This window comes from Streptosporangium sp. NPDC051022, assembly GCF_040683035.1.
GTDB lineage: Bacteria > Actinomycetota > Actinomycetes > Streptosporangiales > Streptosporangiaceae > Streptosporangium.
In genome coordinates, this window is the sequence record NZ_JBFBCF010000022.1 from 120,117 (window position 1) to 138,196 (window position 18,080).

Genomic DNA, 18,080 nt, shown 5'->3' on the forward strand with positions numbered 1-18,080 from the left:
GGCACGCGCCCCCTGATCACCCCTCCCCGGCCCGGCTCAGGTGATCCGGACGCTGTCGCGAACGGCGGGGACGTTCGCGGCGCCCCTTCCCCGCTCGATCCACGTCCCCGCCCCGCAGGCGTTCGCGTCACCGGTGCACGACTCCGCCGTGATCACCGGCCCCCATGTGACAGCACGCATGGTCATCTCCATTCGTCCTCGTCTTCCTGTTTCTTGTGAGGCGAGAACGAATCTAGGAACACCCCCTTGCATATCTCTCACAAATCCCTCATAACACCTGTCAGCGGAAACTCCCCGGCCGGCCTCCGGGAGAACGGCTCGTGACAGAGGGTTCGTGACAGAGGGTTCGTGACAGAGGACGGTCGCTTCGCACCGCCGCCTCCGGGTAGGCAGCGGGAATGGGGGATATCACTGTCAGCAGGGTCTACGACACGGAGCCGGTCAAGGGGGCGGTCTTCCTCGTCGACGGGATGTGGCCCCGGGGCGTCCGCAAGGAAGATCTCAAACTCGACGGGTGGACACGTGACGTCGCGCCGTCATCGGATCTGCGCCGCTGGTTCGGACACCGTCCGGAGCGTTTCGACGAGTTCCGCACCCGCTATCTCCAGGAACTGGAGGCCAACCCGGAGGCCGTACGGCCGTTGCTGGAGGCCGCTCGCCGGGGACCGGTCACCCTGCTCTACGCGGCGAAGGACACCGAGCACAACAACGCCGTGGTCCTCAGGGAGTACCTGCGAGACCGGCTGGCGGCCGCCCATCGGTGAGGGGGTGATCCTTCGCGCCTTTTCCACGGCGGCACCACGCCGGGCATGCCGGGGTCCGACGGCCGGCTGTTCACCGACCGCCCGCCCCCGCTCCCCCGCGGGGCCGGAAGGCGGGGACGGACGCGGGCCCCACGGTCAGCGGCTCCGTCCTCCGGGGTGCCGGTAGAAACCGGTGCGGTCCGCCGCGAGAGGGGTGTTGCCCAGGATCAGGTCCGCGGCCTTCTCCGCCACCATCATGACCGGGGCGTAGATGTTGCCGTTCGTCACGTACGGCATGACCGAGGCGTCGACGACCCTGAGCCCCTCGAGATCGTGCACCCTCATGGAGCGCGGATCGACCACCGCCAGGTCGTCCACCCCCATCCGGGCCGTGCACGAGGGATGCAGGGCGGTCTCGGCGTCCCCCGCGACCCAGTCGAGGATCTCCTCGTCGGTGCGCACCGAGGGGCCCGGTGACAGCTCTCCGGCGTTGTATGCGTCCATCGCGGGCTGGTTGAGGATGTCGCGGGCGATCCGGACGGCCTCGACCCACTCCCGCCGGTCCCGGTCGGTCGACAGGTAGTTGAACCGCAGCGCCGGATGGACCCGGGGGTCGGTGCTCGTGATCTTCACCGAGCCGCGGGAGTCGGAGTACATCGGCCCGACGTGCACCTGGTAGCCGTGGCCGCCCGCGGGCGCGGAGCCGTCGTAGCGCACGGCGACGGGCAGGAAGTGGAACATCAGGTTGGGGTAGCCGACGTCGTCGTTGCCGCGCACGAACCCCCCGGCCTCGAAGTGGTTGGTCGCTCCGGGACCGCTGCGCAGCAGCAGCCACCGGGCGCCGATCCACGGGCGGTTGCGCCACTTCAGCGCGGGCTGCATCGACACGGGGCGCGCGCAGCCGTACTGGACGTAGACCTCCAGGTGGTCCTGGAGGTTCTCCCCGACCCCCGGCAGGTCGTGCACGATCTCGACGCCGAGGGATTCCAGCTCGGCGGCGTCGCCCACGCCGGAGAGCTGGAGCAGCTGCGGGGAGTTGACCGCGCCGCCGCACAGGACGACCTCTCCCGCGCGGACCCTCCGGCCGCCGCCGTACTCGACGCCGACGGCCCGCCGCCCGTGGAAGAGGACCCGGGTGACGAACGCCCGTGTCCTGACCTCCAGGTTGGGGCGCCGCCGGGCGGGGTGCAGGTAGGCGCGGGCGGCCGACAGCCTGCGGCCCCGGCGGATGGTGCGGTCGAAGGGGGCGAAGCCCTCCTGGCGGTATCCGTTGACGTCGTCGGTCAGCGGGTGTCCGGCCTGCTGCACCGCCTCGAGGAAGGCGGTGAACAGCGGGTTGCTCGCGGGACCGCGCTCCAGCACGAGGGGCCCGTCGTGCCCGCGCAGCGGATCGTCGGGACCGGCCGCGAGGCAGTCCTCCATCCGCCTGAAGTACGGCAGGCAGTGGGCGAAGTCCCAGGCCTCCATGCCGGGATCGGCCGCCCATCGCTCGTAGTCCATGGGGTTGCCCCGCTGGAAGATCATTCCGTTGATGCTGCTGGAGCCGCCCAGCACCTTGCCCCGGGCGTGGTGGATCCGGCGGCCGCGCAGGTACGGTTCCGGTTCCGACCGGTATCCCCAGTCGTAGAAGCGGTTGCCGATGGGGAAGGCCAGCGCGGCCGGCATGTGAATGAGGACGTCCCAGCGGGAGTCGGGGCGTCCCGCCTCCAGCACCAGCACCCGGTTGGAGGGGTCGGCGGACAGCCGGTTCGCGAGAGCGCTTCCGGCTGATCCACCACCAACAATGACGAAGTCATACATATCCACTTCGTCAACTTAAAGTTGGAATAACCCCTCTAAAACTATCTACTAAGGCACTTATTCTCACTGCCCATGAGAAAACGCCACCCTCCACAACGGATCACCCGGTGTCTCCGGCACGCTGGACGAGCCTGACCACCACGCTCTTCGAGGTGGGAGTGTTGGAGGTCTCCGCGACCGAGTCGAGCGGCACCAGCACGTTGGTCTCGGGGAAGTACGCCGCGCAGCATCCCCGCGCGGTCGGGTAGGCGACGACGCGGAACATCTCGGCCCTGCGCTCGCCGTCCGGCCACTCGCCGATCAGGTCCACCATGTCGCCGTCGGCCAGGCCGCGCTCGGCCAGGTCGTCCGGGTTGACGAAGACGACCCTGCGGCCGTTGCTCACGCCCCGGTAGCGGTCGTCCATGCCGTAGATCGTGGTGTTGTACTGGTCGTGGCTGCGGACCGTCTGCAGCAGCAGCCGCCCCTCGGGGACGCGCAGTACCTCAAGGGGATTGACGGTGAAGTTGGCCCTGCCCGTCGCGGTGGGGAAGCGCCGCTCGTCGCGGGGCGCGTTGGGCAGCGCGAAGCCGCCGGGGGCGCGAACGCGGGCGTTGAAGTCGCCGAACCCGGGCACCACCCGCGCCACGCGGTCCCTGATGGCGTCGTAGTCGGTCTCGAACTCCCGCCAGGGCACGTGGGGGTCGTCCCCGAACAGCTCGCGCGCCAGCCTGCAGACGATCGCCACCTCGGGGAGCAGGTCGGCGGACGCGGGGGCGAGCCTGCCCCGGGAGGCGTGGACCAGGCCCATGGAGTCCTCGACCGTGACGAACCGGTCGCCGTCGCGTTCGGTGCGTCCCAGCGTCGGCAGGATGAGCGCCTCCCGGCCGCAGACCGCGTGGGAGCGGTTCAGCTTGGTCGACACCTGCACCGTCAGCCGGGCGCGCCGCATCGCCGCCTCCGTCACCTCCGTGTCCGGCGTCGCGGCCACGAAGTTGCCGCCCATCGCGAAGAACACCTTCGCCTCGCCGTCGCGCAGGGCCCTGATCGCCTCCACGGTGTCCAGGCCGTGGTGGCGGGGCGGTTCGAACCCGAACTCGTCGCGGAGCGCGTCGAGGAAGGCCTCCGACGGCTTCTCGTAGATGCCCATCGTCCGGTCGCCCTGGACGTTGGAGTGCCCGCGCACCGGGCAGACCCCGGCGCCCGGCCGTCCCACGTTCCCGCGCAGCAGCAGGAAGTTGACGACCTCCCTGATGGTGGCGACGGAGTTCTTGTGCTGGGTCAGGCCCATCGCCCAGCACACGATCACCGACCGAGCCGCGAGCACGTCGCCCACGGTCTCCTCGACGGCCTGGCGGGTCAGGCCCGTCGCCTCCTCGACGTCCGCCCAGTCCAGGGCGCGCGCGTCCGCCGCCCACTCCTCGAAGCCGTGGGCGTGGGCCTCGACGAACTCGCGGTCGACCACCGTTCCCGGCGCCTTGTCCTCCGCCTCCAGCAGCAGCCGCGACATGCCCTTGAACAGGGCCAGGTCGCCGTTGAGCCGGATCTGCAGGAACCTGTCGGCCAGCGTCGTGCCGGACCCGACCAGCCCGGAGGGCCGCTGCGGGTTCTTGAAGCGCAGCAGTCCCGCCTCGGGCAGCGGGTTGACCGCGACGATCCGCGCCCCGTTCCGCTTGGCCCGTTCCAGCGCCGACAGCATGCGCGGGTGGTTGGTCCCGGGGTTCTGCCCGACCACGAAGACGAGGTCGGCCCGGTGCAGGTCCTCCAGCGAGACCGTGCCCTTGCCGATCCCCAGGGTCTGGGTGAGCGCCGACCCGCTGGACTCGTGGCACATGTTGGAGCAGTCGGGAAGGTTGTTCGTGCCGAAGCGCCGGATGAGGAGCTGGTAGGCGAACGCGGCCTCGTTCGAGGTGCGGCCCGAGGTGTAGAAGACCGCCTCGTCGGGGCCGTCGAGCGCGCGCAGCTCCCGCGCGACGATGTCGAACGCCTTCTCCCACGTCACCGGCACGTAGTGGTCGGCGCCCTCGGGCTTGTGCATCGGCTCGGTGAGCCGCCCCTGCTGCCCCAGCCAGTAGTCGGTGCGCCCGGCCAGCTCGCCCACGGAGTGCCGGGCGAAGAAGTCTCGGGTGACCCGGCGGGTCGTGGCCTCCTCGGCCACCGCCTTCGCGCCGTTCTCGCAGAACTCCGCCGGGCTGCGGTGCTCGCCCTCCGGCCACGCGCACCCCGGGCAGTCGAAGCCGCTCTTCTGGTTGACCCTGACCAGGGTCAGGAACGTACGGCCCGCGCCCATCTGGGCGTAGGACGTCAGCAGCGATCTGGTCACCCCGGGGATGCCCGCCGCCCACTCCTTGGGCGGGTGGATCTCCAGACCGTCCTCGGTGACGTCCTCTTTCGGAGCTTTCCTGGCCATCCCGCCGCCTCTTTTCCATCACGCGCCATCCGGCCGGCCGGGCGCCCGGCTACGGAAGTCCGTCACCGGCCGGCGTCATTCACACTCCTCGAAGTCTCGCACGTCCTCCCAGTGGGACAAGCGCCCCACCCAGGCCTGTATCGGGCACAGCATCCACGATCGCTCTTTTCCGGAAACAGATCTACTTTCCCGGGAAAAGCACAAGGCGCCGCCCGGGTAGATCACGGAACAGTGACAAAAACCGTAGAAATCACCACTTCCCGTGCATGAGCCGACCGGTAAAACTAGGCACCAGGTCATCCACCGCAGCGCCGCGAAAGGACGTCATGTCAGAGGCCATGTCAACGGGAACTCCGGCCGATCCGCACGGCCGTACGGCGGGGGCCCGCGCAACGCTCGGACGCGGGGCATGACCCGGGGGCCGTCGCCGGAACTCGCCGCCCCCCGCACCGGCTACCACATCGAACGTCTCACGCTCGGCAACGGCCTGCGCGTGGTGCTGGCGCCCGAGCCCGGCTCGCCCGTGGTGGGGGTCGCCGTGGTGTACGGCGTGGGCATCCGGTCGGAGCCCGAGGGCCGCACCGGCTTCGCCCACCTCTTCGAGCACCTCATGTTCCAGGGGTCGGCGAACCTGGACAAGCTTGAGCACTTCCGGCACGTGCAGGGCGCCGGGGGCACCTTCAACGGCTCGACCCACCTCGACTACACCGAGTACTTCCAGACGGTGCCCGGCAACGCGCTCGAACGCGTGCTGTTCCTGGAGGCCGACCGCATGCGGGAGCCCCGGCTCACCGCGGAGAACCTGCGCAACCAGGTCGACGTGGTCAAGGAGGAGATCCGGGTCAACATCCTCAACCGGCCCTACGGCGGCTTCCCCTGGCTGCGGCTGCCGCCGGTGATGTTCGGCACCTTCCCCAACGCGCACGACGGCTACGGCTCCTTCGAGGACCTGGAGGCCGCCGGGGTCGGCGACGCCGAGGAGTTCTTCGCCGAGCACTACGCCTGCGGGAACGCGGTGCTGAGCGTCACCGGCGGTTTCACCGCCGAGGAGGCTCGGCGGCTGGTCGAGCGGCACTTCGGCGACATCCCCGCCAGGCCGGCGCCGCCCAGGCCCGACCTGGCCGAGCCCGACCTCACCTCGGCGCGTCACAGCTCCTACGTGGACGAGGCCGCGCCGACACCCGCGGTCGCCGCCGCGTGGCGGGTGCCCGACCCGGTGGCCGACCTCGCGGGCTACCTGCCGTACGTGGTGCTGGCCGAGGTGCTCACCGACGGCGTCTCCTCCCGCCTGGTCGAGCGGCTCGTGCTGAAGGACCGCCTGGCCACCGGGGTCAGCGGGTACACCGGCTTCATGGGCGACGCCTTCGACGTCCTCGACCCCACGGCGCTGCTGCTGCAGCTGAACCTGCCCGCCGGGGGATCGGCGGAACGGGTGCTCGAGGTCGTCGACGAGGAGATCGAGCGCCTGGCGGCCGACGGGCTGCCGCCGGAGGAGCTGGCGCGGGTCCAGGCGCGGATGGTCGCCCTCCTGCTGCGCGACGGCGACGCGGTGATCGGCAGAGGGGTGCGGATGGCCGTCCTGGAGTTGCAGCGCGGTGATCCCGCCCTGCTCAACGAGCTGCCCGCGCTGCTCACCTCGGTGACCGCCGAGGAGATCCGGGCGGCGGCCGGACGCCTGCGCCCGCACCGGCGGGCGTCCATCGAGGTCGTGGCGGGGAGGGCACGATGAACGCCGTCACGTCCGGGCCCGCGCGCCCTCTTCCCGAGCTGGGGCCCGACTCGCCGCTCGTCCTGCCCCCGCGGGCGGAGGCGGTGCTGCCCAACGGGCTGAGCGTCACGGCGATCGCCCGGCGCAGCGCTCCCCTGGTCGAGCTGCGGCTGTGGGTGCCGATGGCGATGGTGGACATCGCCGAGGGCGCCCTGCTGGCGCAGACGCTGCTGTCCGGTACGGGCACCCGCTCGGCGACCGGGATCGCCGTCGAGCTGCAGGCCGCCGGGGGCGCTCTCAGCGGCACCGCCGACCCCGACCGCTGGCTGATCAGCGGGAACTGCCTGGCCTCCGGGCTCGACCGGCTGCTGGAGGTGCTCGCGGACGTGCTCGGCGGGGCCGTCCATCCCGGCTACGAGGTCTCCGTCGAACGGGAGCGCCTGGCCCACCGGGTGCGGGTGGCCCTGAGCCAGCCGCCCAACGTGGCCAGGGCCGAGCTGCTGCGGCGGGTCTACGGTGACCATCCGTACGCGGTCGACACCCCGGCCCCCGAGCGGGTGGAGGCGGTGACGGCCGAGGAGGTCCGCGCCCTGCACGGGCGCAGGATGCGCCCCGGCGGCGCCTCGCTGGTCCTGGTCGGCGACCTGGACCCGGACGACGCGGTCGAACTCGTCGGCCGCAGGCTCGGCGGCTGGGGCGGCGACCTCTCCGACGCCGGCGCCGAGGTCCGGATGCCGGCCGCCCCGGCGCCGGTGCCGGGCCCGCTGCTGCTGGTCGACCGTCCGGGCACGGTGCAGTCGTCGATACGGCTCGCCCTGCCCGCCTCCGGGCGCGGCCATCCGGACACCGCTCCCCTGCAGCTCGCCAATCTGATCTTCGGCGGCTACTTCTGCTCCCGCTGGACGGAAAACATCCGCGAGGACAAGGGATACTCCTACGGCCCCAACTCGGTGCTGGACCACTCGCTCGGCGGGTCGGCCCTGATGCTCTCGGTGAACGTGGCCACCGAGGTGACCGCGCCCGCGCTCGTCGAGACGCTCTACGAGCTGGGCAGGATCACCGCGCTGCCGCCGGGTCCCGAGGAGGTCGAGCAGGCGCGGCGGTACGCCATCGGCTCCCTGCGGCTGGCGACGGCCACCCAGGCCGGGCTGGCCGGGTACGCCGGGACGCTGGCCGGGTTCGGGCTGCGGCTGGACTACCTGACCGCGCACGCCGAACGGCTGGCCGCCGCGACGGTCGAGGACGTGCACCGCGCCGCCGCGACCTACATGGGCCCGGGGCGGGCGGCGGCGGTCGTGCTGGGCGACGTCGAGCGCGTCGGGCGGGGAGTCGCGGCGGTCACCGCGACCGAGATCAGACGGTCTCCCAGCGAGCCGGGCGCCGGCGGACCACCTGGGGAAGCAGAACCAGGGGCATGAGGAGGGCGGCGACCCCGACGGCGGTGCGCAGGCCGGCCAGCTCGGCCAGCGCGCCGCCGGCGGAGATGCCGGCGAGGGCGCCGATCTGGAGGGAGGTGCCCGCCAGCGCCATCACCCTGGCCACCTTCCCCTCGGGTGCCGTGCCCTGGAGGGTGCCGAAGACCGTGGCGGCCATGATCGTGCCGCCGAAGCTGCTCGCGAGCTCGAAAACGACCACGCTCGCGGCTCCGGAGAACCCCGGGCCCGCGAACGGCAGCACGGCCAGGGAGCACACGGAGGCGACGGTGCCCAGCGCCACCGTCCGGCCGGGGCCGTAACGGCCCAGGACCCTGCCGACCAGCAGGCCCGCACCGACCCCGCCGACCGCCCCCAGGCTGGTCAGCAGGCCGATCGCGGTCTTGCCCAGCTCCAGCTCGTCCGCCATGAACAGCACGAGGATCGGCTGCACCACCCCCTGGACGAACGAGAGCGCGACCATGGCCTGCACGCCGGAGCGCCGGACCAGGTCGCGGGCCAGCCGCGGAATGTCGCCCGCCGTACCGCGGGCCCGCCCTTCACCGGCCCCTCCGGGCTCGTGCGGCACCCGGACCCGCAGCAGAAGCAGCGCGGACAGCAGGAAGGACGCCGCGTCGACCAGGACGACGAGAGGGGCGGCGAGCACCGCCATCAGCGCCCCGGCCGCCGCCGGACCGCTGATGTCCGCCACGCTGCGGGTCGCGCTCGTCTTGCCGTTGGCGTCGACGAGGTGCTCCTTGGGCACGATCCGCACCAGGAGCGGGGGCGACAGCGAGGTGCTGACACCGAGCGCCAGGGACGCGGCCGCGACCAGGAACAGCAGGGCCGGAAAGCTCAGCCGTCCCTGCCACCACAGCAGCGGGATCGCCCCCATGATCGCGGCCTGGACCACGTTGCAGCCGATCATCGGGAGCAGCCGCCCGCGCAGCCGGTCGGACCAGGCCGCGGCGGGGACCCTGACGAGCAGGGCGGGCAGTATCTCGAAGGCCGTCAGCCAGGCCATCTGGCCCGCGCTGAACCGGAGGGTCACCGCGGCGATCAACGGGATCGCCATCATGCTGACCGCGCTTCCGAACTGCGAGACACCGACCGCCGACCAGTAGGCCAGAAAGCTCCCGTCCGGAAACCGCCCGGTGGTCGTTTCTGCCGCCGTCACTGCCCCTCCTCGGTAATCAGGAGGGTCAAGTATTTCCGGCTTTATCTGATTTCACATGCATATACCGATATTCGTACAGCGAGGCCGATGGCCCGGCCGGTCACGCCGGGTCTTCTTCACGGCGCGCGGGCCAGTGCTCCAGGAGGACGTGCAGGGCGTCGAGGCAGCGGATCCAGGAGTCCTCCGCAGGCCGCGCGTGCGCGAACCCGCCCGCGGCCTCAAGGTTGGTGAAGCCGTGGAGCGTGCTGCGCATCAGCCGGACCGCGTCGGTCAGGTCGGGCTCGTCCAGCGCGTAGGCGCGCAGCATGCTGTAGGTCAGTTCGACCGCGCGGCGCGGCCCGGACGCCTGGGCCAGGAGCTCGGGATCGATCTTCATCGGGATCTGCGTCGCCGTGTACCGGCCCGGGTGGTCGTGGGCGTACTTCCGCCAGGCGTTCGCGAACGCCACCAGCGCGTCCTTTCCGGCCCGCCCGGCCGTGGCCTCCGCGATTCGGATGGTCTTCTCGTCCGCCGCCAGCAGCGCGATCCGCCCGCGCAGGTCCTCCAGGTTGCGGACGTGCGCGTAAAGGCTGGCGTCCTTCACCCCGAGCCGTCTCGCCACCGCCGACATGGTCACGCGGTCAAGCCCGACCTCGTCCGCCAGTTCGGCACCGGCGAGCGTCACCCGATCCGCCGTCAACCCGGCCCGCGCCATACGCACGCCACCCTTCCCCTAGAGTTGTTCGACTGTAACTAATGATATTAAGTTATATCTTGGACTCCAAGGATCGTGGGACGCGCCGCACGATCGTGGGACGCGCCGCACGGGAGCCGGGCACTCGAAGACAGGGAACGGTGGTCAGTCGTCCAGGCCGCGGGCGCTGAGCGCCTCGCCCAGCGCGTCCGCGTGCCGCAGCGTGCTCACCACCAGCGGGACCGCGAAGGCCCGCACGCTCCGCTCGGCCCCCCTGGCCCGCTGCGCCTCCCGGACCCTGGTGGCCAGCCCGGAGACGACCGGCACGCTGCGCAGGGTGAGGGACAGCAGCAGCGACAGGCGGAAGGGGTCCAGGCCGACGAACCTGGCCGGGGCGAGGCAGCGTTCCAGGAAGGCCATCATCGCGGCGGCGCGCGTGGTGAGGGTGACCAGCCCCGCCAGGGCGACGGCGAGCACGACGCGCAGCGTCGAGGACACCGCGCCGGACAGGTCGACGAGCAGGAACTGCATGCCGAACAGTGCGACGGCGAACCAGCGGACGGGACGGATCTGCGCCCAGGCCGCCGCCGCGCCCACGCCGGAGACGACGTACAGCAGCGCCACGACGGCCACCGCGCCCGCCAGAGCCGCGGGCGACGGCAGCAGCAGGAGCGCCGTGCACGCGACGGCGAGACAGAGGAACTTGGCACCCGCGGGCAGGCGGTGCAGGTACGAGTCGCCCGGGACGTAGGCCCCGGTGAGCCCGTTCACGACATGATCTTCCGGTAGTGGTCGATCGCCGCCCCCGGCTCGGCGTCGGCGACGATCCGCCCCTCGTCCAGCACCAGCACCCGGTCGAAGCCGGCCAGCAGCCCGAGGTCGTGGCTGACCACCACCACCTGCTGCGGCAGCTCCCGCAGGACGTCGGCGACCTGGCGGGAGTGGCGCAGGTCCAGCAGCGTCGTCGGCTCGTCCATCACCAGGATGTCGGGCTCCAGCACCATGATCGAGCAGAGGGCGAGCAGCTGCTTCTGCCCTCCGGACAGGTGGTGCGCGGGATGGTCGGCGTGCTCGGCCAGGCCGTACCGGGTCAGGACGTCTCGCACGCGCCGGTCGATCTCCCCGGAGGACAGGCCCTTGCGCCTGAGGGAGAAGGCCACGTCCTCGGCCACCGTCGGCATCACGATCTGCGCGTCGGGGTCGCTGAACAGGAACCCGACACGGCGCCTGATCCGGGCGGCGTGGCGTCCGGTGTCCAGCCCGAGGACGGTGACGCCTCCGGAGGAGGGCAGGGCCAGGCCGTTGATCAGCCGGGCGAGCGTGCTCTTGCCCGACCCGTTGGCGCCGATCACGCCCACCCGGCGCTCCGGCAGCGAGAGCGTGATCCCCCGCAGCACGTCGCGCTGCCCGAACCGGACGTGGACGTCGGCCATCTCGATCATTCACACCACCTCGAACAACGCGGCGACGCCGAGGCCGCCGCCGACCGCGGCCGTTGCCAGTCCCAGCGTTCCCGGCGGCGCGCCCGCCCGCACGAGCCTGCCGAACAGCCTGGTGACCACCACGGCGCCGGTGGCGCCCCACGGGTGGCCGAGGGCGAGCGCGCCGCCGTCCGCGCAGACCCGGCCGGAGTCCGGGCCGAGGGGGTCGAGGCCGAGGGCGTCGGTCACCGCGAGCACCTGGGCCGCGAACGCCTCCACGATCTCCACCGCCGTCACGCGCTCCAGGTCCACGCCCTCGCGTTCCAGCACCCGCCGTACGGCGAGCACGGGGCCCAGCCCGGGAAGCCCGGGGTCGCATCCGACGACGGCGCCCGCCCGCAGCCGCAGCCCGGGCAGGCCCGCCGCGGCGCGCAGCCGTTCCGGCACGACGGCGACGGCCGCCGCGCCGTCGCTGACCGGGGAGGAGTTGCCCGCGGTGACGGTGCCTCCCGGGACGAAGGCGGCGGGCAGCCGGGCCAGCGACCGCATGCGCAGGACGCGCGGCCACTGGTCGTCCCGCCTGCCGCCGACCTCGACGATCTCCTGCCCGAACCGGCCCGCCTCCCGCGCGGCCAGGGCCTTGACGTGGCTCTGGCAGGCGTAGGCGTCCTGGCGTTCGCGGGTCACGCCGCGCGCCGAGGCGAGTGCCTCCGCGGCCGGGCCCATGTCGGGGTCCGGGTGTCCGGCGGGGACGAAGGGCGCCCGGTCGTAGGGCACGCTCTGCCCGTCCGCGGGCCCGCGGTGGGCTCGCATCGGCGCGGTGGAGGCGCTCTCCGCTCCCCCGGCGATGACGAGGTCCATGTCCCCGCCGCGGATCGCCTGCCCCGCCAGCAGGATCGCGGCCAGGCCGCTGCCGCACTGCCTGTCCACCGTGACGCCCGGAACGCCGTGGCCCATCCCGGCGGCCAGCGCCGAGACGCGCGCGATGTTCCCCCCGGGGCCGGTGCAGTTGCCGAGCACGACGTCCTCGACCGGGACGCCGAGGTGCGCGACGTCCCGGGCGACCGCCTCGATGACGGGGGCGGCGAGCCGGTCGACCGTCAGCGCCTTGAACGCGTGCGAGGCCGTGCCGATGGGGGTACGGCGCGCCGCCACGACGACCGGTTCCCTCTCCGTCGATTCCCGCCGCATGTCAGACGAGCCGCCGGATGTCGGGGTCGCCCGCGGCCAGGCGGGCGGCGACCAGGCCGCGCGCCGGCTTGCCCGCCGGGGTGCGGGGCAGGTTCCGGACGGCGTACCAGCGCCGGGGCCGCTGCGCCGCGTCCAGGCCGCCGCGCGCCGTCGCCTCCAGCTCGGCCCGCGACGGCGGCGGCGCGTCCTCCGCCCCGGCGATCTCGACGATCGCCGTGACCACGGCGCCCAGCTCGGGGTGCGGCGAGCCGACCACCACGACGTCGCCCACTCCCGGTGTCCTCCTGAGGACCTCCTCGACGTCCTCGGGCACGACGGTGGCGCCGCCCGTCTGTATCGCGCCGTCGCCCCGGCCGCGCAGCCGCAGGACCTCGCCGGGAAGGTACGGCTCCGCCACGTCCCCGACCGTCATCCAGCCGTCGCCGTCGGCCCGCAGCGGCCCCGCCGCGCCGGCCAGGTATCCCTCGGCCAGCCAGGGCGAGCGCGCCCACACCTCGCCCAGCGATTGTCCCGGCGCCGTCCTGACCTGGATCTCCACCCCGGGGAACGGCCGCAGCCCGGAGCCGTCGGCGTCCACGGCGACGAACGACAGCTCGGTGGCGCCGTAGTAGGACACCACCTTCACCCCGGCGTCCGCCGCCAGGGCGCGCGCGTCCGCGTCCAGCGCCGCCCCGCCGACCACCGCCGTCCGCAGCCGCCCTCCGGTCTCGCGCAGGGTCTCCAGCACCGCGGGCAGGCGGTGCGGCACCAGGTGGACCACGGTGGAGCCTCGCAGGTGACCGGCCAGGGACGCCGCGGAGGGCCGGCGGCCCGGCACGACGGCCGTGGCGCCGGTCGCCAGGGCGTGCACGGCCGCGAAGCCGTACAGGGAGGAGGACAGCGGGCCGGGGATCAGCACGACGTCGTCCGGCCCGATCCCGGCGAGCGCGCTCAGGTGCGGGAACGACTCCGTCCACGAGGCGCGGGTGCGCACCACGGCGCGGGGTCTGCCGGTGCTGCCGGAGCTGAAGCAGGCCCACGCCCGGTCGGTCCCCACCGGCTCCACCGGCCGGTCCCACCGGGCGCCGTTCCCCGCCGGTGATCCCACCGGCGGCTCCGGCCGGCCCTCCGCCGCCGGGCTCCCGGCCTCCGCCGATGAGCCGCCGGTGGCCGGCGACGGGTCATCGACGCGCGCGTCCACCGGGACCACGTCCATGATCTGTTCTCGCCGCTCCCGCTCCCAGGTCGGGTCGCAGACCAGCGGCGTGGCCCCCACCAGGTCGGCGGCGAGCACGGCGATGAGCAGGGCCACCGGGTCGGACAGACCGATCGCGACCAGCGCGCCCCGGCCCGTTCCCCGGGCCGACAGGCGCCGGGCGGCGCCGCCGACCCTCACGGCGAGCCCGGCGTAGCTCAGATCGCCCTGCGGCCCGCGCACCGCGAGCCGGTGCGGGCGTTCCGAGGCGTGTCGCATCACCTGCGCGGCCACCGGCATGGGCGGGTCAACGCCTCCCGGCGGCCTTGAGCCGCTCACGGTGCACGGCGGGAACCGCGTCGGGGTAGGCCCGCTGCGTGCCCCGCACCACCAGGGAGGCGAACACCGCCTTGATCACGTCGCCGGGCAGGAAGGCGAGGGTGAGCAGCGCGGCGTGGCCAAGGGAGACCCCGGTGATCGCCGCCTGCAGGGGGATGCCGAAGAGGTAGATCACCCCGACGCCGCCGACCAGGCAGGCGGTCAGCAGCCGGACGATTCCCGGGTTGCGGCCACCACGCTCGACGATCCAGCCGGTCACGGCCGCGCCGGGAAGCCAGCCGATCAGGAACCCGACCGAGGGTGCCGCGAAGACGCCCAGGCCACCGCGGCCACCGGCCAGCAGGGGCAGGCCCGCGGCGACGAGCACGAGCAGGACCACGACGGCGAGGGCGCCCCGCCAGGCACCCAGGATCGCACCGGCGAGCATGACACCGAACGTCTGCAGTGTGATCGGCACCGCGTTGCCGAAAACGTTCAGCGCGCCCGGCAGGCCGAGCACGGCGATCAACGCGGCGAACACACTGACCCGGGCCAGATCCCCCGTGGCGAACCCACGGCCCCGCGAGGACCCCGCCGCTTCCTCTGGCTGTGACAAGGCCTTCCCTTCATCTGTCATGGGGTCGATCCCACACCAGAACCTCCCGGTCAACGCATGGAGAAACCCCACAACATTCCACACGATCGTCTGGGAGAACGAATACCGGCCACCGTACGCGCACTGCCCATACTCGTACGAAGGAGGGTACCCGCTCACCGTGAGTGTCCGGATAACGCCGATCGGTGAGGCCGCCCACCGTGTTGGGATTCAGCAGCACTGACGCTCCGGGGCCGCGGGCAGCAGACCCACCTCCTGGGCGCGCAGCACCGTGCCGAGCCGGTCGACGGTGTCGAGCTTGCGGTAGAGGTTCTGCAGGTGCTTGTGAACCGTACGCACCGAGATGCCCAGGCGGCGGGCCATCCCGACGGCGGAAAACCCCTCGGACAGCATCAGCAGCACCGTGATCTCGCGGGGGGTCAGACCGTACCGCTCGGCCCGCCCGGCGGCCTCGCGTGGACCGGGCCGGTCGGTGGCCTCGCGTGGACCGGGCCGCTCGACGAGCGACTGCCAGCGCGCCAGAAGCCCGTGCTGGGCGGCGGCACCGGCCAGCAGGGGTTGGATGCGCTCGGCGTAGAGGCGGTCGCGCTCGCCGAAGTCCTCTCCCGCGCGGTGCACGACGAACCCGCGGACGTGACCGTCGATGTCGGGAAGCGGTACGCCGAGCATGTGCCGGGTGCCGAACGACTCGCGCGTCGCGCTGGCCGTCGCGCTGTGCAGCCACATGCGTTCCCCGACGAGCTGCGCGGCCGTGAGCGGGCTGCGATCCGTGCGGAAACCGTAGTAGCCCGCGAACGGATATCCACGCCGGATGTGCTCCGCCCCCAGCCCCTCCAGCACGGACGCCCGCAGGGTGTCCCGATGCCAGGCCTCGACCACACCTCTGCCCGGGGTCCACTCCACGTCTTTCATGACCAGGACGGCGCCGTCCAGTGAGCGCATCAGCTCATGGGCGATCAGACACCAGACGCGGTCGGTGTCTCTGGCCTCCAGCACCCCCACGGCCAGGCCGAGCATCCTCTCATAGTCACCTCTCCGCAGATATGACATGGCCCCCTCCGAAGTCCATACGCACTTGTGCCCATGGCAGGCCCGTTACGGCGCTGCCATCTTAGAAATGTCCGCGAGCGACCGAAGGCCGAAAAATCCTTGACAAAGATGCCCCGCTTGAATCAACCACCGAATGAGACTCCCCGTCACAAACCGGTTTCATTTCGTGTGCACGCCGGCCCCCATATCTCCGTGAAGAGGAGCTCATCAGGAAACCAACCTCGATCGGCGGGCACGCATTCCCCGCGACGGACCATGCGAGTGAAATAACAATCGGCACGCCTCCGGCCACGGCCGCGCCCGTGACGGCGACGACCGGGAGGGCGGACACGAGGGCGTGATCCCCCTCATCCCCGACGGACACGGAGCCCGCGAGAGCCCGTCCCGAGTCCCGAAAAAAAGAGAAATTTCCCCTGTTCGTCGGCATATCGGCGGGTGGGGACAAGGCCGGGTGACCCGGCCTGCGCCACGGCGGTTCGCGGGGGCTCGCCGAGAACGGCCTCCGGACGGCGGGAACCTCACGGGCCGTTCCACGGTCGACGCCGAGGCCGCCGCCCACCGTGCCGCACGGCCACGATGGCCGGAAACCCACCGTTATTGACTATTTCCCATGCTTGCGCACGCCCTGATTCCGAGATAAAGGCACGGCCGTCTCCTTATGACGACCGGCACCCCGGGCCCGCGCGATGTGAAAGGAGAAGAAAAGTGCGACGACTCGGAGAGCACCGCCCCGATGTCCGGCCGCTCGACGAGGAACAGCGGACGCCGGCGTTTTTTACGGACGCACGGTGAGAACGGCGGCCGCGGACGACCGCGCCGGACGCCATTTCATGAAAGGACGACGGAAAAGGCCGGTGCCGCCGGTGGCCGCGGTCCTGCTGGGGATGGCGTTGGCGTCCGGTTGCGCGGGCGCCACGGCCGGCGGCCCGCCTCCCGCGCCCCCGCCGCCCCTCTCCGTTCCCCTGCCCTCACCGGCCCTCTCCGGTGGAGGTGCCGTCTCCGACGTGGACCTGCTCTACCAGGCCGAGCAGATTCTCGTGCGCGACTGCATGGCGCGGCAGGGGTTGACGTACCGGCCCACCCCCAGGACCCCGGTACCGGACATGGAGCGTTTTCCCTACGTCGTCGACGACCTGGAATGGGCGCAGGCGAACGGATACGGCCGCGCGGCGCGGCGGAAGGCCGAGCAGAGCACCACGGCGGCCGCGAACTACTACCGCGGCCTTCCTCCGGCGCGGCAGCGTGCCTGGCTCATCGCCTTTCATGGAGAGCGCGGCCCAGGCCTGGAGGCGCAGATGCCCACCGGAGGCAAGGTCGGCCACAGCGACAAGGGATGCGCGGCCCAGGCTTGGCAGGAACTCTACGGCGACATGCGCCAGTGGTATCGGGTGAGCAGGGTCACCCAGACCCTCGACAGCATGCGCGTCGCGCAGACCCAGCAGAACCCCCGGTATGTGGCCGCGCGGGAGCGCTGGCGGGAGTGCATGCGCTCCGAGGGATTCTCCGTCCCGGCTCCTGTCGCGCTGCGCGGCAGGCAACTCGCCTACCGGGGAGCGGACGCCGAGGCCCGCGACAGGAAGGCCGCCACGGCCGAGGCGAAGTGCGCGCTGAGTTCCGGACTGTCGAAAGCAGCACATGAACTCGACGCCGCCAACGGCGCCGCGCTCAGAAGGCGTTACCGGTCGGAGTTCGACACCGCCGAGCGCCTGCGGACGGCGGCGCTTCCCAGGGCACGTGCCCTCGTCGGCACACCCCCATGATCACCCGAAAACCATCGGGTTCACCCAGAAAACCACCTAAATCACCCAGAAAGCAGGAAATACCACCATGAGGAAACTCAGAAACGCCGTGTTCGGCGTCCTGGCCGCCGCCGCGATCGTCGGGGTCCCGGCGAACGCGTACGCCGGCCCCACGCCCGCGCCCGCACCCCACGCCACCCAGGCCGAGAACCCGGTGCCGGACAACGTCGCCGCCCAGGAGAAGAAGCCCGCGCCACGTGACGGCGCGGCGGCGGTGGTCGACAAGCTTCCGGCGAGGACCGCCTCGGCCGACGGCTATCTGTACGTCTGGTCCGACGACACGGGCCACGCCCTCCAGTACGCGGGCAACCAGTGGCTGTGGCCGGACGGGTGGAACAACAAGGTCGACGTGCTGTGGAACAACGGTTTCCCCGGCGGGCAAGATCGCGTCAACATCTACGACTACCCCTGGCAGAACGGCGCCTACGCCTGCATCGGCAACGGCGACTGGTGGGACCTGCGTGCCGTCAACTATGTCTTCTCCTGGGTCAACGACGGTGCCGACGACTTCGAGCGCAGTCCTCTGGGGCGGTCGGTCCACGACAACGGCACGTCCCACGCGTGGGTCTCGTGGTGCGGCAACAACAACCGCCTCTAGGTGAACGACTC

16 protein-coding genes are annotated in these 18,080 nt (G+C 72.1%); 5 read left to right on the forward strand and 11 right to left on the reverse strand.

The features are described 5' to 3' along the window. Nucleotides 1–36: 36 nt before the first annotated feature. Nucleotides 37–180, reverse strand: a complete 144-nt coding sequence (locus tag AB0N02_RS30645; protein ID WP_363953487.1) for a hypothetical protein — start codon at nucleotides 178–180, stop codon at nucleotides 37–39. A gap of 218 nt (nucleotides 181–398) precedes the next feature. On the opposite strand from AB0N02_RS30645, the gene AB0N02_RS30650 reads away from it, so the two are divergent. Further along, nucleotides 399–764 (forward strand): DUF488 family protein, encoded by a 366-nt coding sequence (locus AB0N02_RS30650; RefSeq protein ID WP_363953489.1) that lies wholly within the window; start codon nucleotides 399–401, stop codon nucleotides 762–764. Nucleotides 765–899: 135 nt separating this feature from the next. Here the strand turns inward: AB0N02_RS30650 and betA are convergent, their stop codons facing one another. Next, complete coding sequence (betA, locus tag AB0N02_RS30655) at nucleotides 900–2,543, reverse strand: choline dehydrogenase (protein ID WP_363953586.1); 1,644 nt, start codon at nucleotides 2,541–2,543, stop codon at nucleotides 900–902. A gap of 100 nt (nucleotides 2,544–2,643) precedes the next feature. Next, entirely contained in the window at nucleotides 2,644–4,932 is a 2,289-nt protein-coding gene (locus AB0N02_RS30660; RefSeq protein WP_363953491.1) for an FdhF/YdeP family oxidoreductase, read from the reverse strand. A gap of 409 nt (nucleotides 4,933–5,341) precedes the next feature. Here AB0N02_RS30660 and AB0N02_RS30665 point away from each other — a divergent pair, with 409 nt between their 5' ends. Continuing rightward, on the forward strand, nucleotides 5,342–6,661 hold the full coding sequence (locus AB0N02_RS30665) for a pitrilysin family protein (RefSeq protein WP_363953493.1): 1,320 nt from the start codon (nucleotides 5,342–5,344) through the stop codon (nucleotides 6,659–6,661). Then, a complete protein-coding gene (locus AB0N02_RS30670; RefSeq protein WP_363953495.1) occupies nucleotides 6,658–8,058 on the forward strand; it encodes a pitrilysin family protein in 1,401 nt (466 codons plus the stop codon). The genes AB0N02_RS30665 and AB0N02_RS30670 overlap by 4 nt, the downstream gene beginning before the upstream one ends. Here AB0N02_RS30670 and AB0N02_RS30675 read toward each other — a convergent pair. From AB0N02_RS30675 to AB0N02_RS30710, 8 genes are all read right to left on the reverse strand, one after another. Next, a complete protein-coding gene (locus tag AB0N02_RS30675; RefSeq protein WP_363953497.1) occupies nucleotides 7,994–9,229 on the reverse strand; it encodes an MFS transporter in 1,236 nt (411 codons plus the stop codon). The two genes, AB0N02_RS30670 and AB0N02_RS30675, sit on opposite strands and share 65 nt — an antisense overlap. A gap of 100 nt (nucleotides 9,230–9,329) precedes the next feature. Beyond that, on the reverse strand, nucleotides 9,330–9,923 hold the full coding sequence (locus AB0N02_RS30680) for a TetR/AcrR family transcriptional regulator (RefSeq protein ID WP_363953588.1): 594 nt from the start codon (nucleotides 9,921–9,923) through the stop codon (nucleotides 9,330–9,332). Nucleotides 9,924–10,067: 144 nt separating this feature from the next. Next, the gene (locus tag AB0N02_RS30685) at nucleotides 10,068–10,673 is read right to left on the reverse strand and encodes an energy-coupling factor transporter transmembrane protein EcfT (protein ID WP_363953499.1); all 606 of its coding nucleotides are present in this window, start codon (nucleotides 10,671–10,673) and stop codon (nucleotides 10,068–10,070) included. Next, entirely contained in the window at nucleotides 10,670–11,344 is a 675-nt protein-coding gene (locus AB0N02_RS30690) for an ABC transporter ATP-binding protein (protein WP_363953501.1), read from the reverse strand. The genes AB0N02_RS30685 and AB0N02_RS30690 overlap by 4 nt, the downstream gene beginning before the upstream one ends. Next, nucleotides 11,345–12,478 (reverse strand): thiolase family protein, encoded by a 1,134-nt coding sequence (locus AB0N02_RS30695; RefSeq protein WP_363953503.1) that lies wholly within the window; start codon nucleotides 12,476–12,478, stop codon nucleotides 11,345–11,347. Nucleotides 12,479–12,515: 37 nt separating this feature from the next. Then, nucleotides 12,516–13,967, reverse strand: coding sequence for an AMP-binding protein (locus AB0N02_RS30700; protein WP_363953505.1), 1,452 nt, complete (start codon nucleotides 13,965–13,967; stop codon nucleotides 12,516–12,518). A 28-nt stretch (nucleotides 13,968–13,995) separates the two neighbouring features. After that, the gene (locus tag AB0N02_RS30705) at nucleotides 13,996–14,622 is read right to left on the reverse strand and encodes a biotin transporter BioY (RefSeq protein WP_363953507.1); all 627 of its coding nucleotides are present in this window, start codon (nucleotides 14,620–14,622) and stop codon (nucleotides 13,996–13,998) included. 210 nt (nucleotides 14,623–14,832) lie between these two features. Further along, complete coding sequence (locus tag AB0N02_RS30710; protein ID WP_363953509.1) at nucleotides 14,833–15,672, reverse strand: helix-turn-helix transcriptional regulator; 840 nt, start codon at nucleotides 15,670–15,672, stop codon at nucleotides 14,833–14,835. 854 nt (nucleotides 15,673–16,526) lie between these two features. Here AB0N02_RS30710 and AB0N02_RS30715 point away from each other — a divergent pair. Both AB0N02_RS30715 and AB0N02_RS30720 read left to right on the forward strand, forming a co-directional pair. Next, entirely contained in the window at nucleotides 16,527–17,432 is a 906-nt protein-coding gene (locus tag AB0N02_RS30715; RefSeq protein ID WP_363953511.1) for a hypothetical protein, read from the forward strand. A gap of 67 nt (nucleotides 17,433–17,499) precedes the next feature. Then, nucleotides 17,500–18,069 carry a hypothetical protein gene (locus AB0N02_RS30720; protein WP_363953513.1) on the forward strand — a complete coding sequence of 190 codons (570 nt, stop codon included), beginning with the start codon at nucleotides 17,500–17,502 and terminating at the stop codon, nucleotides 18,067–18,069. Nucleotides 18,070–18,080: the final 11 nt, after the last annotated feature.